Source organism: Microbulbifer maximicatervae (SeqCode), assembly GCF_052467225.1.
The window spans coordinates 3,321,132-3,336,651 of the sequence record NZ_CP174303.1 but is presented as its reverse complement, the minus strand read 5'-3'; the positions used below and the strand labels follow the sequence as shown (position 1 = coordinate 3,336,651).

The window sequence follows — 15,520 nt, the reverse complement described above, 5'->3', positions numbered from 1 at the left end:
TCTGGTGCCGTATTATTCTACCGATCCAGTAGTCATTGTGTGAAGAAACAGTAGTTTTGACTTTATATTCGACAAGGTTTTGCCATCGATCGATAAATAGCACTTCTAGATCTTTGTAGCTTCTGGAGATCTAACAGTTGTGTGATAAAAATAGAGAGCAAAAGCCTCTATTTTTATCACAGCTAGTTTTACTTTTTATGAATGAATCAATTAGCGCTATTTGAGTGGTAAATCATCGCTTGCCAAACGTTCTGCTTGCCGCCGCCGTAACTATCAATTGTAGGGTTCTTGATGTATGACCAAGCGACTTTGCCGTTGCCCATGAAGACAGGTTCGTCAAGTCCGCCCCAGCCAAAATTCGTCAGCTTTACAGGGCCTTCCAATACATTTAGGTCTGCATCAATTTCCATAACATAGTAGGCTTTCGGAACAAGCATCCGCATTGCCCCATTTTTAGCGGAACTCCGGTTATAAGAAAGGTTGTCGGAAATACACTGAAATTGCGCATAGCCAAATAGGTAACGCCCATTTTTCAAGTCGATAAGTTGTGGATCACTGATTTGACAGTCGGGCTCTTCTACAAGCCATTTAAAGCCTTCCCCCTCGATACTTCCTTCACCATCCACTTTAGCAATACCAATGCGAGTCAGGGATGAGGACTCCAGGGCATCCCCACTGCGTAGCCCCTGTCTTGAAATGGTTGGATTATCGCTGTTTGACATGTAGGAAAAGAAGCAGTTCGTATCATCGGATGAGCATTGCTGGTCAAAAGGCCCTTCAGTGCTGGTATCAATGCCGTATTCGCTTTGCAGGAAGCGATTCATTTCCTCATCATCAATGTACTTGGGGGAGACGATGAGAGATAAGTTGGTGTCTTCATCCACAGGGACTACAGTATGTCCACCTCCGTTAGAGAAAAATGCATTGTCGGAGGGGATCAGGTAATTGTAGTAACCTTCAAATCTACTGGTAGAAGAAATATCCTCCATTTTGATGGCAATAGTATTTAATCCGCGCGATTGATTATATTGACCACCATCGCTAGTGCAAATCGCTCCATATTTTTCGGTACCAGGATTATAAAATGCCCGGATATTCAAGACATGACCGTAGCCGCAAAGCCAATACCAGCCTCTGTTATTACTGCCACTCATATTTAATGACCAGTTATCGCGATCAATAACAGTCATTCCAGCAGAATAGTGGGAGCCACCATAGCTGCTATCAAAAACCCGAGCAGTTACTGAGAAGGCGTAGCTGGTGCGGCCTTGGCTATCATTCTCGACATAGATAAGCTCTTGGGCTCCGGCGTGGCCGCCACCATGCATCTTGTTTACAACATAGGTCGCAGGCTTCTCGCTAAGCGCTAAGTTATCCCACTCCATTAGCCAGATCTGATCATTATATTTATAGCCATTCTCGCGAATATACTCGACCATAGAGTTATAGTCGGCATCAGAGAGTTGATCGACAATGTAAGCCATCTCCTCTTGCATTTCGTTACCTTTAATTGTCTTAAAGGTCGGGGAATCGCCGAAGTCGGTCTCGGGGAAATTTTCTTTTAGCCCAGGTAGGAAGTCCTCGAACTTCAGTGTGGGATGGTCCGTAAAATAGCCAATGTACTGACTGTGATTGGTAGATATCATCAGGCCGATATCCCTTTCAATACGTCCGTCAATAGCACTGATATTATTTTCCATCTTCATCCAGTCGCTACCGTATTGATCAACCAGATCCCCTTGTACGTCATAGCGCTCGTTTGCCTGGTATTCAGTGTTGCACAAGACGGCAACCCGTGAGCAATCAGCGCTAGCTGCGATACCATGGGCTTCATAGCATTGTTTTAGAATTGTGGTATTGCCAGTTTGGTCGAAGCTTAGAGTTTCAGGGTTATATTGCAGCTCATAAACGGTGCCATAAGTGATTTCATCTTCTCCACTACCTTCGCTAAGGGTCTTGGAAACAAACATCCGAGGTCTATCGGTGTCGGTTGCACAAGCGGTGGTGTAACTTCGCATGGGCACAGACTGTAGATTGTCATCCTGATTACTATCTGTTCTGGCTATATAGTGTGGGAGTCCATGGACTTCTTCAGCATTGGTTTGGGCATTCGGCAATGTGATATCCCGGGAAGTAATCTGGGCAAACCCCAGATCTGCCGTTTCTATATCGCCAACAGTCACAGTGCCAGGTTCGTTGTCTGGAAGGGTCCCCGATCCGCTATCCCCAGAGCCGCTACCACTACCTGAACCGCCACCATCTCCAGAGCCTTGGCCCCCGCCACTGTCGCCAGATGATTGGGCTGGGTCCGAATCTGAAGAAGAGCCTCCACCTCCTCCACATGAAGCCAGTATGACTGTAAATGCCAGTGCTAAAGTTTTCTTGCTGAATAGCTTGCTCATAAGTTTGCCCGTAAATGTGCGATTGGAATCGATTGTTATCTGTGAAATTGTCGACAAAATCTCATTTTTGAGTTATTAGAATTGGGAGCGCCATTCTAGTTCTCTCGATCTACCTTTCTGTGGGTTACTTAATAATTTCTCTAAAGGGGCATTATTTTGATAGGAAATCTTGTGAAGCCCCTCTGTTTGAGTATTTGAAGAAGCTTTACATGGGATCACTAGAATTTTTGTCGAAGGCCAAGTGGGGTGTCCGCTATATTAATTGGTATTGTTGATCCTATAGTTTTCACCAATGATTCTGGCTAGCGCTTTGATAAGGTTTTCAAGAGTGAAAGGGTAGGGGGTTAATCTATTATCGGAATAAATTCCATTAAAGCTGATGCGGCTGGAGGTAAATGTATTAAACGGTTTGAACTAAGTTACAGCGTGCGCAGGGGAGGAAGCATCGGCAATAGCCCGCGCTAAGATATCAGTATTTATTGAGGCAAATATAAGTTTGTTGTACTGCTCCCACTATCTCACAAAGTCTTCGCAAAGCCTCAAAGAATTCCGATTCAGAAATGGTCAGTGCCTGGTTGATAGAGTGGGCTGTGCCGAGATAGGCGCTGTGCTCTCGGCAACACGGTGTTCTTGTCTGAGGTCTAAAAATCTCCAGCCCGTATGTATAAAATCTGAATAGTGGTTTGGTTGAGGCGACGACTGATAAATAGCTTTAAGGTTTCTGTTTCTTCTTGATACGTATATAGATCTCTTCACGATGAATGGGTAGAGACTTGGGTGCATCTATACCTATCTTCACTTGACTGCCTTTTACTTCAATAACTGTTATTACAACATTTGTTCCAATTCTCAGGTTTTCACCAGTCCGGCGCTTTAAAATCAACATGCTTATTTCCTTCGGAAACTAAATTATGTGCGGATTCCACACAAGGGGAAGCTGGAAAGTGGTGTGTGGAGGAGGGTTAGGAGGCGCACGAGAACGGTAGGCATAAAAGAAGAAAATACGGATGCAACGCTTCCAGAGCTTGATGAAGCACTCTAAGCTCCTGAGCCTAGTCAACTTTATTGAAGACGAGCGGGTTTCTAGCGTATTATCCATACAGCCAGTGCGTCCTGAGTATTTTTTTTTATTTTTTATAAATAAAAAATAAATACGTGCTATCCAGGAGATGGAGGTCGGCCCTCCGTTATCGCTTTGCAGGAAGTGATAACAAACCGCCTCAAGGTGATCGGAGTAAAGAGCTTTGGTTAGAAGCGCTTGAGGAAAAGGCGTAAGAGATACGTCAGGTATGTTGTGTAGAGACGAATGCAAATGAACCACTGATGAGGTGTCGAAAGCGTATTACCAAGATGATGTCAAAACCCGTGCACTGGCTAAGTGCGGGGATAAGCTTGGAGGTTACCTGTTTACCGACCGAGTGGCATCCGGCATAGAGGTGGCGTGAACACACAACAGGCTTTTGGGTGGAACAGGAGAACCTGTCGTCCAGGTGTTAAGGAAGAGCGTCAAGTAGAGGCCCTACAAGACGTTGAGTACCAAGACTGGTCACAGGGGCGGAACAACCCGTAGTAGTGGAGAAGCGGCTGTAATGGACGTGGAGCGAAGGGGTTGTCGTATTCGGCGACTAACCGTGTAATCAACCCAGATGGGGAGGAATTAACGATTAGCGCAAAGCCATTCAATATTCCCAAGCGAGCGGTTTGGGAAGCGTGGAAGCAGATTAAGGCTAATGGCGGCGGAGCGGGGATTGATGAGATAACGATAGAGCAATACGAATCGAGTCTTGTCAAAAACCTGTACAAGCTATGGAATCGGATGTCATCTGGCAGCTATTTTCCATCAGCCGTCAAACGAGTGGATATTCCGAAACTCGATGGCAGCCTGCGACCACTGGGTATCCCCACAATCGAAGATCGCATTGCACAAATGGTGGCTAAGCAACTGCTGGAGCCAGAATTGGAGAAGGTATTTCACCCTGACTCCTACGGTTATCGGCCAGGCAAATCTGCTATAGACGCAGTGCGTCGAGCTCGACAACGATGCTGGGATAGAATCTGGGTAGTTGATTTAGATATCAAAGGTTTCTTTGACAATATTAATCACGAACTCCTGCTGAAGGCATTAGATAAACATAATAATCATCGGTGGGTCAGACTCTATGTACAGCGCTGGTTAACGGCTCCAGTACAACATCGGGACGGACAGCTTGAAGAGCGAACACAAGGTACTCCACAAGGGGGCGTAATTAGCCCGCTACTAGCAAACTTGTTTTTGCACTACGCGCTGGACGCCTGGATGGTGAGAACGCACAGAGATATTCCTTTTGAGCGTTACGCGGATGATGCTGTTTACCATTGTCGTAATCCTCGAGAGGCGGATCGCTTACTGGCGGCTCTAAAAGCACGCCTGACTACCTGCGGGCTTGAAGCTCATCCAGAGAAAACCCGCAAGGTTTATTGCAAGAACAGCAACCGCAAAGACAGCCACCCTGTGATCCATTTTGACTTTCTGGGTTATCGATTTGGTCCCAGGAAAGCAAAGAATCGCCATGGACAAACCTTCACTGCCTTTGGTCCATTAATGAGCCCAAAAGCTTTCAAGAGGATCAAGGATAAGGTTAGGCAATGGCGTGTGATTAACTGGGTGGATCGATCACTGTCGGAGATGGCACAAGCACTTAATCCAGCAATACAAGGATGGCTGAACTACTACGGTCACTTTGGGCGGAAATATGGTGTTTATCGACTTCAGAAGTATCTTGACCAAACGCTGATGCGTTGGGCCAGGAAGAAGTTTAAGCATCTGAAGCGAAGCTGTTTCAAGAGTTGGGTCTTTATTGGAAAGGTTCGTCAACAAATGCGTGGCTTGTTTGCACACTGGAGAATGGGAAGATTGAAAATGTGCTGAATACGAAGAGCCGTATGAATTGAGAGGTTCACGTACGGTTCTGTGAGAGGCTGAAGGGGAAGTTCCTTTGGTCTACTCGACCTTTGATAGGTCTGATATCAACTTGGTTAGCTGGCCCCTGGTGTTGGCGCACCTTGGGTCAGCGCTTTTACTTTTCTCTTATGTCACTTTACCGTTCTCCTTTTGGGGGAAAGCTTTGATAAAAAATCTTGGAACGATTGATTCTGTTGGACTATTAGCCCTGTAGAAAACCCCTGAATTGCGAACCAAGTACTGATAAATATCTATCGATTTTACGCGGCTTTGACACTAAAACAAACTTAATAAAATCCAATAAGATTATTTTCGTGCCTATATTTTAATGGGCTTTCATCTTTTCTATTTCAATTTCCTGCTGGTGGTTTCAATTTAGAACGAAGTATTTTCTAGTTTGAAAATATAGATTACCAATGGCTAAAAATAATCTTTGCCACTTTGAACGCATAATTTTTGGTTGGCATGTATTGAGGGAAAATACCAATCATTGTATTACTAATATCCTATAAGGATGTTTCAGCCGCGTAATCTGAAGGGCTGGCAAGAGTAATTCGACCGGGAGCCTTTAAGACCAGAATGTTTATTGCGAGCATCTGATAATAGATGCTTGGGAGGGATAGACTGTTTACTTCCGATCCGCTAAAAACAATCCAGGGGGTAGGTCTAGCCTAGTCCAGCTAAGAGATTGAAGTTTTGCCAGATAAAACGAACCCCGATAATACAAAGCAGTAAGGCAAAGCACAGCTTTAAGCGCTTAGCAGATATTCGGTGAGCAACGCTGGCACCAAGCCTGGCAAAGAGCACGCTGGTAAGTACAATTCCCACAAAAGCCGGCCAGTAAATATAACCACTACTCCACTTTGGTAGTAACTGATTGTCCCACCCTTGCACGGCAAAGCTGATTGAACCAGAAATCGCGATTGGCAGACCAAAGGCAGCAGAGGTTCCGACAGCGAGCTGCATTTTTGTACCGAAGTGCGATAAGTAGGGAACCACCAAGGCCCCTCCACCAATACCAAAGATCGCTGCGAGCCAGCCGATTACTCCTCCGGAACAGATCAAAGGTGCTGCCCCGGGTAAGTGATCGCCATTTTCTTGTGAGGTTGCCGAGGCCAATCCACTTAAGCCCATACGCAGGGACATAAATATGGCAAACACGCCAATCAATAGCTGCAACCAAGCACCAGGTAACAAGTCTGCTGTCACGCCGCCCAGCCAAGACCCCACAAGTATCCCTGGAGTCATAATCCAGAATAGGCGCCAGTCAACGGCACCTTTTGCGTTGTGTGCCCAGACCGAGCTGACTGAAGTCACGATAATGGTTGCCAACGAAGTCCCCACCGCCATATGGGTCAGCACCTGGGGGGAGATACCCGTGGCAGAAAAAATCAACACCAAAGCAGGCACAATGATCAGACCCCCACCAATCCCCAAGAGGCCTGCCGCTGTACCCGCGATGGCGCCGAGTAACAAGTAAACAAATAGCATTTCCATAGTGCAATAGTTTAGTCACTCCTGAAGGCAACCAAATACACTGAATCGCGCCGCTTGATACATTAAATTGCTCTTTATGATTTTTGCGATCCAGTTAATTGACACACTCAAAAATGTAACCGAACGTCCATTAAAAAATGGAGGAAGGTGCATCGGTAGGATTCGCACCTGTCAAGTTTGAGCTCTAGGCGGGGTTTATATTGGACTGTATAGGTGCGGTATTCAGCCGGCAATTGAACTAGATCAGCAAGCTATTTACTTATTTTCAGGCCTCGTTACCACTGACCGGGTGTTTAGCCTAAAACGCATCGAAATCACTGGTTTTTTGGCATTTGATGAAATTTACCTTACTTGTTTATTTGTGTGGTTAGATTTGAGAAAGCAAGGGAATCATAACTATCAGTATCTTACCAGGATCACAAAATATACTTGCCTGTCCGGACTTAAAGGAAATTGAAGTTTCCTTATCTGCATAATTCAAAATACGTTTCAGGCTAGAGCAAAGACGACTTATTGCACCAAATAATGGTTGCTTTAAGCATTGCAAAATTTACCTTTCATATTCTTTGCATGATTCACAAATAGAATCAGCAATGTAATATGTAATATTGTGGTAAGGACAAACTATGCCAAATGATGCTGGAGCCTCCAATTTTGGAGGTCAGAAAACTTGGAGTTTCAACCAGGGCAATTACAATAGTATGCTTAAAAAGCACCCAAATTCTAAGGGTGGAATTTGTGAAGCTCTAGCGGTAAGTTGGATTAGCAAGGGGCTTCAATCTGGTCTTCAGGATGCATTGTCTACAGGAGGCGATGTTGATAAAACGAAAGTGGCAGTAGTTGCCCAACGCTTTGCCTCTATGTATCGATTCAAATTTAAAGATGGAACTGAGGGGGATCCACTAAAGGGTTTCCAAATGATAAAAGAATCCCAAAAGTATTTGGAGTCTCAAGGCTTCAAGCATATAACTCATGTAGGGAAGGCCTCAAAACAAAAAGACAAGGTTGGAAACCCTCCTTTAAAAGAACAATTTTCCATTGTGTTTGACGGCATTGAAGCAGAGCAATGCTTTACTCAGCAGACTCAAACAATTTATAGCATGTTAAGGTTTTCTGGGGCTAAGTGGGCACATGCAACAGCATTCAGGATTGAGCCCACTGCAGATAAAACCACATATTATTTTGACCCTAATGCGGGAGAGTTCAAGTTCTTAAAATTTGCACAGTTTCGAAAGTGGTATGAAAATTACCATAGCAGCAACAGATTATACCGGACATCCGCAACGATAGGATTTCAGTTGTTGGCTCACAATGATCGCTAACTCAAACAGATTGTCTGCCCATTAAAGTCTGTTAATACAGGAAATAGTATTAAAAATAATAACTACCAATAGCTCTAGAAAAATTTATTTATGCATTGATATTCAGCGCCATCCCCATAAATGAAACCTAAAAGATAGTGAAGAGCACATATCTATTTAGCAGGCACTGAAGCGACTGGGGCGCGCTGAATATCAAGGTATGAGGCCATTGATGATTAGTAACCTCAACTTATGTTACTACTACAATGAAAGTGATGAAAAGCATGAACGCCTGGCAATCAGTATTTGAGCAATAAGGTGTAGCTATCTCACAACTTTTACTGGCGCCACCTAGCCTTTATGGAGCTGGCATCAATATGGGGCGCCAACCTGGCTTAGGGTAAGGCTAAAAACTTGTCACAGTAAAGCCTCACCATCTAAGGTTGGCTCCCTTCATTATCTCTAAGTGGAGATAGGGCAATCTCAAAGAGTTGTTGGGCCGTTTTCGCAGCTTGGTATACCAATTTTTTAGATGGTGAAAATTATCATCGGATAAGGCTTCGTTAGCTTTAAATTTAAGAAAATAATTTGATTAAATATGCGTCTTGCGACAACCCTGTCAGGAATCTATGGGCGTGTAGTTTTTCTTTAGTTATTATTTAGATATGGACCCCGGCGCATACACAGTTGTGTTAATGGTTGTTAGCTGATAATAACTACTTGTCTTATGTTTTTCTATGCCCTCTTTATGCTAAGTTGCTCAAAGGAAAACCTTTAAGTAATTGTTGCCATAAGGGTAGTTGACTAAATTTAGATGGTATGTGATCGACTGAAGTGACAATCCCTCCCTTGTAAGGTGGTATCGTGGCCGACAAATCCAACTTTCTGTCCAGACTATTCACGCCGATAGAAGCGCCAGAGAGCTTTGTTCAGCAGCACCTAAAAGGTTATGGCTGTGTATCTACTTTACTTATAAATGTTGTCACTAGAACTAACCAAGATGAAATTACTGATTGTCTAGACAAGCTCTATGACTTAGTTGCATTGACTACCGCGCCTCACCCGAAACGCTTTTACTTAGAAAAGATTGAGGCGCTGAGGGAAGAGCTGACAGGTGTCGTTGGGAGGAAGGTCCTATATAAGAGGTTGGAGGTTGAAAAGATCCCCTTCTACATCCACTTTGATAGCACATCTGTATGCTTTATAGCAAATCATGATTTTTTTTCCGGTTACACTGGCCTGCTCTTTTCTAAATATGCCAATTGCTTGTTGAAAAAAGATCAGGAAAAGTCAGATGCATATTGCTCTTCAATAATGCATATATACAAGGGTAATGGGCAATACTCAAATTTTCACCGGGTTATAGGGTTGGTCCAAGCTTTATTTATTGGTTTAAGTCTGAGAATGTTTAATAGGAAGGAGAACAAGCCAAATCCATTTCTCTTGGAGGAAAAGGGTTGTATAAAAGGAGATCTCGATGACATCGTATTGGTGTCAGCTAAAGTTGAATCTAGCGAGATATCTTTCGAAAATGTCTTGAAATCTTTTATAGATAATTTTGTCAGTACTTTCGAAAGGCAGCGGGCAAACATATTGATTACCCAAGAGTTTATTCACAACATTCCTGATCAGGGTGAAAGACTGGCTGGGGTAGGAAATACGGCATCTGGTTTCTATTTTTCTCTAAATAAACTCTCTAGGTATCAAATATACCTATTAAAAAGGTACCACATTGCATATTATGCAATGGTACTCCTCAATATGTTAAAAGTAGAGAAACAAGTTACATCAAGTATCAACGAAGACTTTACGTTTAGTTATTTGCCTGCTCGAGAGGTCGACTGCATCGCGACCTATTCAATCACAAGAGATGCACTGGTCTTTGTTATCAGTAAAGCTTCTGATGGTTATCATATTGAGGTTGCTGTTAATGAGGCTATTTTCTCTCTTGATAAGGTTGTTCTGTTTCTGAAATCTTTCTCTAGTGAGATTGAACTATCAGATATCTGATAGATGCTTGAAGAATGTATAACAATATTTAGGCGCGTTTAAGTTGGTCACTCAGGTCAATTGTTAGCTTGCAGTAGTTGTTAGCCCAAATCGTTTGAATTCGCGATTACTAAACTCATAATACCCGGAAATTCTCTTGCAGATATATTGATAGTTTGGGTTGCTCAAATCTTTAATTTTGTTCTTCTTGCCATTGATTGTCTCTGTTAAATTTATGTTGTCTTGATGGTAGACAATGGCTTCTTTCATAAAAATTGGCTGTACTTTGAGTTCATTGATAACTCGATAAGCCAGGTCTATGTCATCGTAACCCCAGGTTCCATCGTATTTTTCATCAAAAAAACCAGCCTTAATGACATCCTGCCTTTTAAACACCATATTACAGCCATAAAAGTGCCCCCAGGGGTGTTCTGTATTCGGTAATTGCTCTATTTTACCTAGGCGCCTATCTTTACTGAGTCCATAATTTGATGGGCTATTAAATCTAGGGCATGCGTCAAGGTACTTGCCGTCGCCGTCCATTTCTGCTGGGGCAATATCTTTAGAGTGAATAAATTCCCTTATCCCGGTCATGCAGATACTAGGCCCATAATCATTGATTATTTTTTGAATCTCTGCCAGATAGTTCGGGGCGGGGATACAATCACTATCTGTAAATACACACCACTCGTATTTAGCAATCTTTACCCCTAAGTTTCGCGCCGAGTTAAGTGCAAATGGGTCTGGTAATTGAGGTCTGAATAGTAAAGTTAAAGTAAGGTGGTTCTTAAACTGGTTGTAACATGACAGGATGTTGGGGTCTTGCGAGTTGTTATCTACAATAATGATTTCAAAATTTTCCTTTGGAAAGGTTTGTAAAGTGTAGCCTTGTAATAGGTTATACAGAAGGTCAGAATCGTTGTAGCATGGCATAATAATACTGAATCGATCGGACATGCACCTAAACTTCCTGTTGTCTATAGCTCAAAATCATTTTAAGTGAATCAGGTGGAATATAAGGTGAGCGATAAATCGAATCTCCTTAACTTGGCGACTGGATTGATCGGCTATCAAACCTTATCCTTGCATTTTAGAGTACTTAGAAGTTTTAGCACTTTTGATAGTGAATATGAGGATTATTGGCAGGGTATATCTTTGTGCAGCTCACGTGGACATTTGCAGGTGAAATAGTGGAAAGCTAGAGCAATAGTCTGCCATGTTATTTGACTTTTTGGTAAAGCTACCTCCTTTCAATTCATAAACTGGAACATCAAATCTCATTATATAGGGCGATATAATTAAGGCTTTTAACTTGCTCTAGTCTTTAGGGGGTGGTAAATGTCTAGAAGTGAATATTCAAGTCAATTTACTGCTCTTGGAAGGAGGAAATACCTGTTAGGGATCAGCTTGTTAATTACATCTCATGTGATAGACCGGAAGTATTGGGTGGAATTTTAACTTACCCAATAGTTTGTGTTGAATTACACGGGGGAACCTTTGAATAAATGATTGAGGCTCAGCAAATCCCCACTAACGATGGGATAGTGCTTGGTGCAAGGCTATTCTCGCCGAGTGAGGTGCCCAAAGCCGGCATCATTATTAATTCTGCTATGGCGGTTAAGCAGAGCTACTATCGGGATTTTGCTTGTTTCTTAGCCCGGAATGGCTATTTGGTTCTTACTTATGATTACCGAGGTATTGGTAAGTCCTCTATCGAGAATCAAAGGGACAAACGGCTGACCTTAAGAGCCTGGGGGGAGAGCGATTTGGCGGCAGTGATTGATTGGTGTAGCAAACGAACTAAAAGCTTGGAGTGGCACTGCATATGCCATAGTGTCGGTGGTCAAATTGTAGGTCTTGCGTCAAATAATACCCGATTTGCGAGTGTGTATTGTGTTTCTTCTCAGAGCGGCTATTGGGGGCATTGGGATGCAAGGTATCAGCCAAAGCTATTATTTGGATGGTACTGCGCATTTCCTTTGCTATCGAATGTTTTGGGATGGGTGCCCGGAGTACTTTGGGGGGGAGAGAACCTACCTGCAGGAATAGCTCGTGAATGGGCTTACTGGGCTCGACATAAGGATTACGTTGTCGATCAGCATGGTCGGCCGATTCGTGAGGGATTCGAGCGCTTGCAGTGTGATATGAAGTTCCTGCTAATAGATGACGATAAGGACTTTGCACCCGAGAAGGCTGTCTACGCATTGCGAGATTTTTACTCTAATGCAAATACAGATATTGAGGTTATTCAAACCAGCTCTATTGGAAATGCATCAATAGGCCACTTTGGGTTTTTCCGAAAGGAGTTCAAGGAGAGTCTTTGGCGGAACGTATTAGGTTGGCTGGACTAGTCCCTCCTGGCGTTGATACGCCCTCGTATCACACATGATGCCTTTTATACCAACTCGAGCCTGTGGTCGTTAGCATGGAGAGACAAGTACTATGTAGAGGCTTACAAGAACCAGAAGGGCCCGTCTGTCTACCTGATGGCCGCATTTATGTCACTGAAATGGCATCTGGCCGGCACTGTATAAGCCGTATCGATTTTCAGGGGCGATACCAACAGATAGGATATTGTGCTAGACGTCCTAATGGCATGGCAATCGATGGGTATGACAATTTATGGATTGCAGATGGAGGGGGTAAGCAGCTTGTTCGCATGGGGTTAAATGGGGATCTTATTGAAGCTTATGACGGACCAAAAGATCAGCCCTACTTATGGCCCAATGATCTGGTTTTTGGTGAAAATGGCTTACTTTACATAACCGATTCCGGGATTGACCCGGATATTTTTGTTCAGGGGCAGGTGATTCGAGCTGATTTCCGATCTTGTCGCTACTATGGACAGGTATTAGAGATAGATCCTCGCAATGGAGATGTGTTGCGACAGCTTGATTCCGGTTTGCGTTTTCCCAACGGTATTGCCATTGATGATTGGGGTCAGCTGTATGTAGGGGAGACTATTAGCGGCGACATCTACCGCTACGATCTCGCTTCGTTAACGCACCCCAAACGGGAGCTTTTCGGCAATGTGGTTGTTGGGGCGCCAGAGGGATTTGTAGGGCCAGATGGGATGGCTTTCGGTAGTGACGGGCGATTGTATTGTGCAGTTTTTGGTCAAGGTGACGTGACCGTTCTTGATGGTGAGGGAAGGGTGGCCGAACGTATACCCACATGTGGTAAGCGACCCACGAATATAGCCTTTTGCGAAGACCCGAGAGGGGGGGGGGTAGTAACGATTCTGGATGCAGGGTGCTTAGAGTGGGTGGGAATACCGTGCCGTGGTAGGCAGCTATATCGCCCAAAGATATAGACTGAGTGGATTGTTTAGCTAAGGAGCCTCTGAATAATTCCGTAATATCTCTGCGGGCCTTGAAGGCTGCAGATGTTAGGCGCAGCTCGCAGTGAATGGCCGTAGCCCTTTGCAAGAGCTGCAACGCAGCAGTTGTGGCCTTCAAGGCCCGCCCTATGGGGCTTTCAGAGCGATTCACACTCCGCGTTGCAACTTCTTGAAAGGTCTAGACATTCCTGCGAAGTCGCGCCTTGATTGTGAACCGCTCTGCAAGCCAGAGACATCACGGAATTATTCAGAGGCTCCCTAATGATATTGTTTAGGATTAAATAAAAGTAGCTTCAACGTCAGTTTTTAGATTTCTGTTGTATATAGTTGCGCCATCCATGAAATTGGGAAATATCTTCTTGTTGCTGAGTCAAATAGTTTTCTCCTAATATCCCTAAAACTTGCCCGCCATTTTCTAAGACTACTTTACCCAAAGTTAGTCCCGCCGCTTCTAAATTAAGTACTTCAATTAAGTTGGCCTTGGGTAAGGACCAAATTTCAACGTTGAACCATGTTCCACCTGTGCGCACTCTCTGCATGGAAGGATATTCGCCTTTGATTGCCCACATCCGGTAAATGGCTTCTGTTTTAGCCTCCCTAACAAATGTTGCATTGTTTTGTATTAAATTTTTATCTAACGCCAGGCCACGCATCAATGGTCCATTTACTGCGACTTCTGTATATGTACTCATTTCGGTTGTGTAAATCCAATATTTGATATTAGTGCTACTGACCGGTTTTATTACTACTCATACCCATACTCTCCGCATAGGCTCGCCAGCCATGCCACTTGGATATATCTTTCTGGTTTTGGACAATATAGTTTTCACCCAGTATGCCTAATACCTGTGTTCCATCCGCTAAAGCAACTTTACCTAAAACCAATCCTTTGGCTTCCTCCTCTAATAGGTTGACCAAGTTGGCTTGCGGAATCGACCAGATCTCGAGTGTAATCCATGTGCCGCCGTTGAGAACTCTTTCCATTGCGGGGTATTTGTCTCCAATTGACCACATGCGATAGATCGACGCCGTTTTAGCCTCTCGTACAAAAGTGGCATGGTTTTTAAGCATATGTTTTTCGAGGGCGAATCCACGCATTAGCGTGTCATTAACTGCGACGTCAATAGATTCAGCATTCGCTAGTGACACCAATACCATTAAACTAGCAGCAATATATCTGAGTATCCTGAGCATTTATTTATCTCGAGTTGACGCCTTATGAATTTAGCTTAGATATGGAGGCAAGAAGACACTAGATTATGCTTGTGCCTCCCTTATTATTTTAGAATGCTACCAGAGATATATTTTGTCGCTTATCTATAAAAACCAGTGGAAACACATTATGAACCTTACAGATTTATTGTTACCTACGTATATACAACTATTGGAAGCACTTTCTAGTTGGTTGGATAAGGCAAAAACAGAATTTCCAGAAGATGAGTCTGAAGCCCTCCTTAAAGCGAGGCTTGCCCCAGATATGTTTCCTTTATCATCCCAAGTTCGGTTTAGTTGCTTTCAGGCGCAAGAGGCAATATTTCGATTGGGACGGCGTGCGCTTACAGATTTTCTGGAGCAGTTGGCTCGTGAAGGGCAGGGAGCTGGTGAAAACCCCGGGTCCATTTCCGAAGCTCAAGAGCGAATTCGAGAGGCACTGGCATTTTTAAGAAGCGTTACGCCAGAAGCAGTGATGATAGCAGTGGATGAGCCTGTGACGATTAAGCTCCCGAATGGGATGACTTTCGATATGACTAATGAGCAATATGCCAGGGACTGGGCGCTACCTCAATTTTATTTTCATATCAACACGGCCTATGCAATCTTGAGAGCTCAAGGTGTTTCCTTAGGAAAAGCCGACTATGTACAGCACGGTTTTGCTTATCTCAGGCCAGAGATGATTTCAGATTGCTAATGGTTAGCAACGCTAAGTTTTCAAGTTTATAGCTAATGGAGAGGGGGATTTTGCTTTCATTAATCTGACTTTTGTGTATTAACTCCATAAGTGTTAATTTCGAGAGAAAAAGAGATTACTAGATAAAAAGTCAAACTTCTT

12 protein-coding genes are annotated in these 15,520 nt (G+C 43.7%); 6 read left to right on the top strand and 6 right to left on the bottom strand.

Features of this window, described 5'->3' with window-relative positions:
• Nucleotides 1-206: 206 nt before the first annotated feature.
• Nucleotides 207-2,402: a hypothetical protein gene (locus ACJJIZ_RS14615; protein WP_444913920.1), complete on the bottom strand. Its 2,196-nt coding sequence runs from the start codon at nt 2,400-2,402 to the stop codon at nt 207-209.
• A 712-nt stretch (nt 2,403-3,114) separates the two neighbouring features.
• Nucleotides 3,115-3,288, bottom strand: a complete 174-nt coding sequence (gene csrA / locus ACJJIZ_RS14610) for a carbon storage regulator CsrA (RefSeq protein WP_444897449.1) — start codon at nt 3,286-3,288, stop codon at nt 3,115-3,117.
• A 723-nt stretch (nt 3,289-4,011) separates the two neighbouring features.
• Between csrA and ltrA the strand changes: the two genes are divergently transcribed.
• The gene (gene ltrA / locus ACJJIZ_RS14605) at nt 4,012-5,310 is read left to right on the top strand and encodes a group II intron reverse transcriptase/maturase (protein ID WP_444913919.1); all 1,299 of its coding nucleotides are present in this window, start codon (nt 4,012-4,014) and stop codon (nt 5,308-5,310) included.
• A gap of 699 nt (nt 5,311-6,009) precedes the next feature.
• Here the strand turns inward: ltrA and ACJJIZ_RS14600 are convergent.
• The gene (locus tag ACJJIZ_RS14600; RefSeq protein WP_444913918.1) at nt 6,010-6,840 is read right to left on the bottom strand and encodes a sulfite exporter TauE/SafE family protein; all 831 of its coding nucleotides are present in this window, start codon (nt 6,838-6,840) and stop codon (nt 6,010-6,012) included.
• 626 nt (nt 6,841-7,466) lie between these two features.
• Here ACJJIZ_RS14600 and ACJJIZ_RS14595 point away from each other — a divergent pair.
• Nucleotides 7,467-8,162 (top strand): YopT-type cysteine protease domain-containing protein, encoded by a 696-nt coding sequence (locus ACJJIZ_RS14595; RefSeq protein ID WP_413662119.1) that lies wholly within the window; start codon nt 7,467-7,469, stop codon nt 8,160-8,162.
• Between the two features lie 843 nt (nt 8,163-9,005).
• Nucleotides 9,006-10,151, top strand: a complete 1,146-nt coding sequence (locus tag ACJJIZ_RS14590) for a hypothetical protein (protein ID WP_444913141.1) — start codon at nt 9,006-9,008, stop codon at nt 10,149-10,151.
• A 63-nt stretch (nt 10,152-10,214) separates the two neighbouring features.
• On the opposite strand, the gene ACJJIZ_RS14585 is transcribed toward ACJJIZ_RS14590, so the two are convergent.
• Nucleotides 10,215-11,087: a glycosyltransferase family 2 protein gene (locus tag ACJJIZ_RS14585; RefSeq protein ID WP_444913917.1), complete on the bottom strand. Its 873-nt coding sequence runs from the start codon at nt 11,085-11,087 to the stop codon at nt 10,215-10,217.
• A gap of 548 nt (nt 11,088-11,635) precedes the next feature.
• Here ACJJIZ_RS14585 and ACJJIZ_RS14580 point away from each other — a divergent pair.
• Nucleotides 11,636-12,481, top strand: a complete 846-nt coding sequence (locus ACJJIZ_RS14580; RefSeq protein WP_444913916.1) for an alpha/beta hydrolase family protein — start codon at nt 11,636-11,638, stop codon at nt 12,479-12,481.
• Nucleotides 12,482-12,726: 245 nt separating this feature from the next.
• Nucleotides 12,727-13,443: an SMP-30/gluconolactonase/LRE family protein gene (locus ACJJIZ_RS14575; RefSeq protein ID WP_444913915.1), complete on the top strand. Its 717-nt coding sequence runs from the start codon at nt 12,727-12,729 to the stop codon at nt 13,441-13,443.
• 326 nt (nt 13,444-13,769) lie between these two features.
• Here ACJJIZ_RS14575 and ACJJIZ_RS14570 read toward each other — a convergent pair whose 3' ends face one another.
• Both ACJJIZ_RS14570 and ACJJIZ_RS14565 read right to left on the bottom strand, forming a co-directional pair.
• The gene (locus ACJJIZ_RS14570; protein ID WP_444913914.1) at nt 13,770-14,162 is read right to left on the bottom strand and encodes an allophanate hydrolase-related protein; all 393 of its coding nucleotides are present in this window, start codon (nt 14,160-14,162) and stop codon (nt 13,770-13,772) included.
• A gap of 34 nt (nt 14,163-14,196) precedes the next feature.
• Nucleotides 14,197-14,664: an allophanate hydrolase-related protein gene (locus ACJJIZ_RS14565; RefSeq protein WP_444913913.1), complete on the bottom strand. Its 468-nt coding sequence runs from the start codon at nt 14,662-14,664 to the stop codon at nt 14,197-14,199.
• A 148-nt stretch (nt 14,665-14,812) separates the two neighbouring features.
• Here ACJJIZ_RS14565 and ACJJIZ_RS14560 point away from each other — a divergent pair, with 148 nt between their 5' ends.
• Nucleotides 14,813-15,379: a DUF1993 domain-containing protein gene (locus ACJJIZ_RS14560; protein WP_444913912.1), complete on the top strand. Its 567-nt coding sequence runs from the start codon at nt 14,813-14,815 to the stop codon at nt 15,377-15,379.
• The last annotated feature ends 141 nt before the right edge of the window (nt 15,380-15,520 follow it).

Excerpts from the sequence above, each read along its gene's own strand:
- ACJJIZ_RS14575 (WP_444913915.1), top strand. The coding sequence starts at position 12,727 with ATGGCAATCGATGGGTATGACAATTTATGGATTGCAGATGGAGGGGGT.
- ACJJIZ_RS14600 (WP_444913918.1), bottom strand. The coding sequence starts at position 6,840 with ATGGAAATGCTATTTGTTTACTTGTTACTCGGCGCCATCGCGGGTACA.
- ACJJIZ_RS14615 (WP_444913920.1), bottom strand. The coding sequence starts at position 2,402 with ATGAGCAAGCTATTCAGCAAGAAAACTTTAGCACTGGCATTTACAGTC.
- ACJJIZ_RS14585 (WP_444913917.1), bottom strand. The coding sequence starts at position 11,087 with ATGTCCGATCGATTCAGTATTATTATGCCATGCTACAACGATTCTGAC.
- ACJJIZ_RS14560 (WP_444913912.1), top strand. The coding sequence starts at position 14,813 with ATGAACCTTACAGATTTATTGTTACCTACGTATATACAACTATTGGAA.
- csrA (WP_444897449.1), bottom strand. The coding sequence starts at position 3,288 with ATGTTGATTTTAAAGCGCCGGACTGGTGAAAACCTGAGAATTGGAACA.
- ACJJIZ_RS14580 (WP_444913916.1), top strand. The coding sequence starts at position 11,636 with ATGATTGAGGCTCAGCAAATCCCCACTAACGATGGGATAGTGCTTGGT.
- ACJJIZ_RS14565 (WP_444913913.1), bottom strand. The coding sequence starts at position 14,664 with ATGCTCAGGATACTCAGATATATTGCTGCTAGTTTAATGGTATTGGTG.
- ACJJIZ_RS14570 (WP_444913914.1), bottom strand. The coding sequence starts at position 14,162 with ATGAGTACATATACAGAAGTCGCAGTAAATGGACCATTGATGCGTGGC.
- ACJJIZ_RS14595 (WP_413662119.1), top strand. The coding sequence starts at position 7,467 with ATGCCAAATGATGCTGGAGCCTCCAATTTTGGAGGTCAGAAAACTTGG.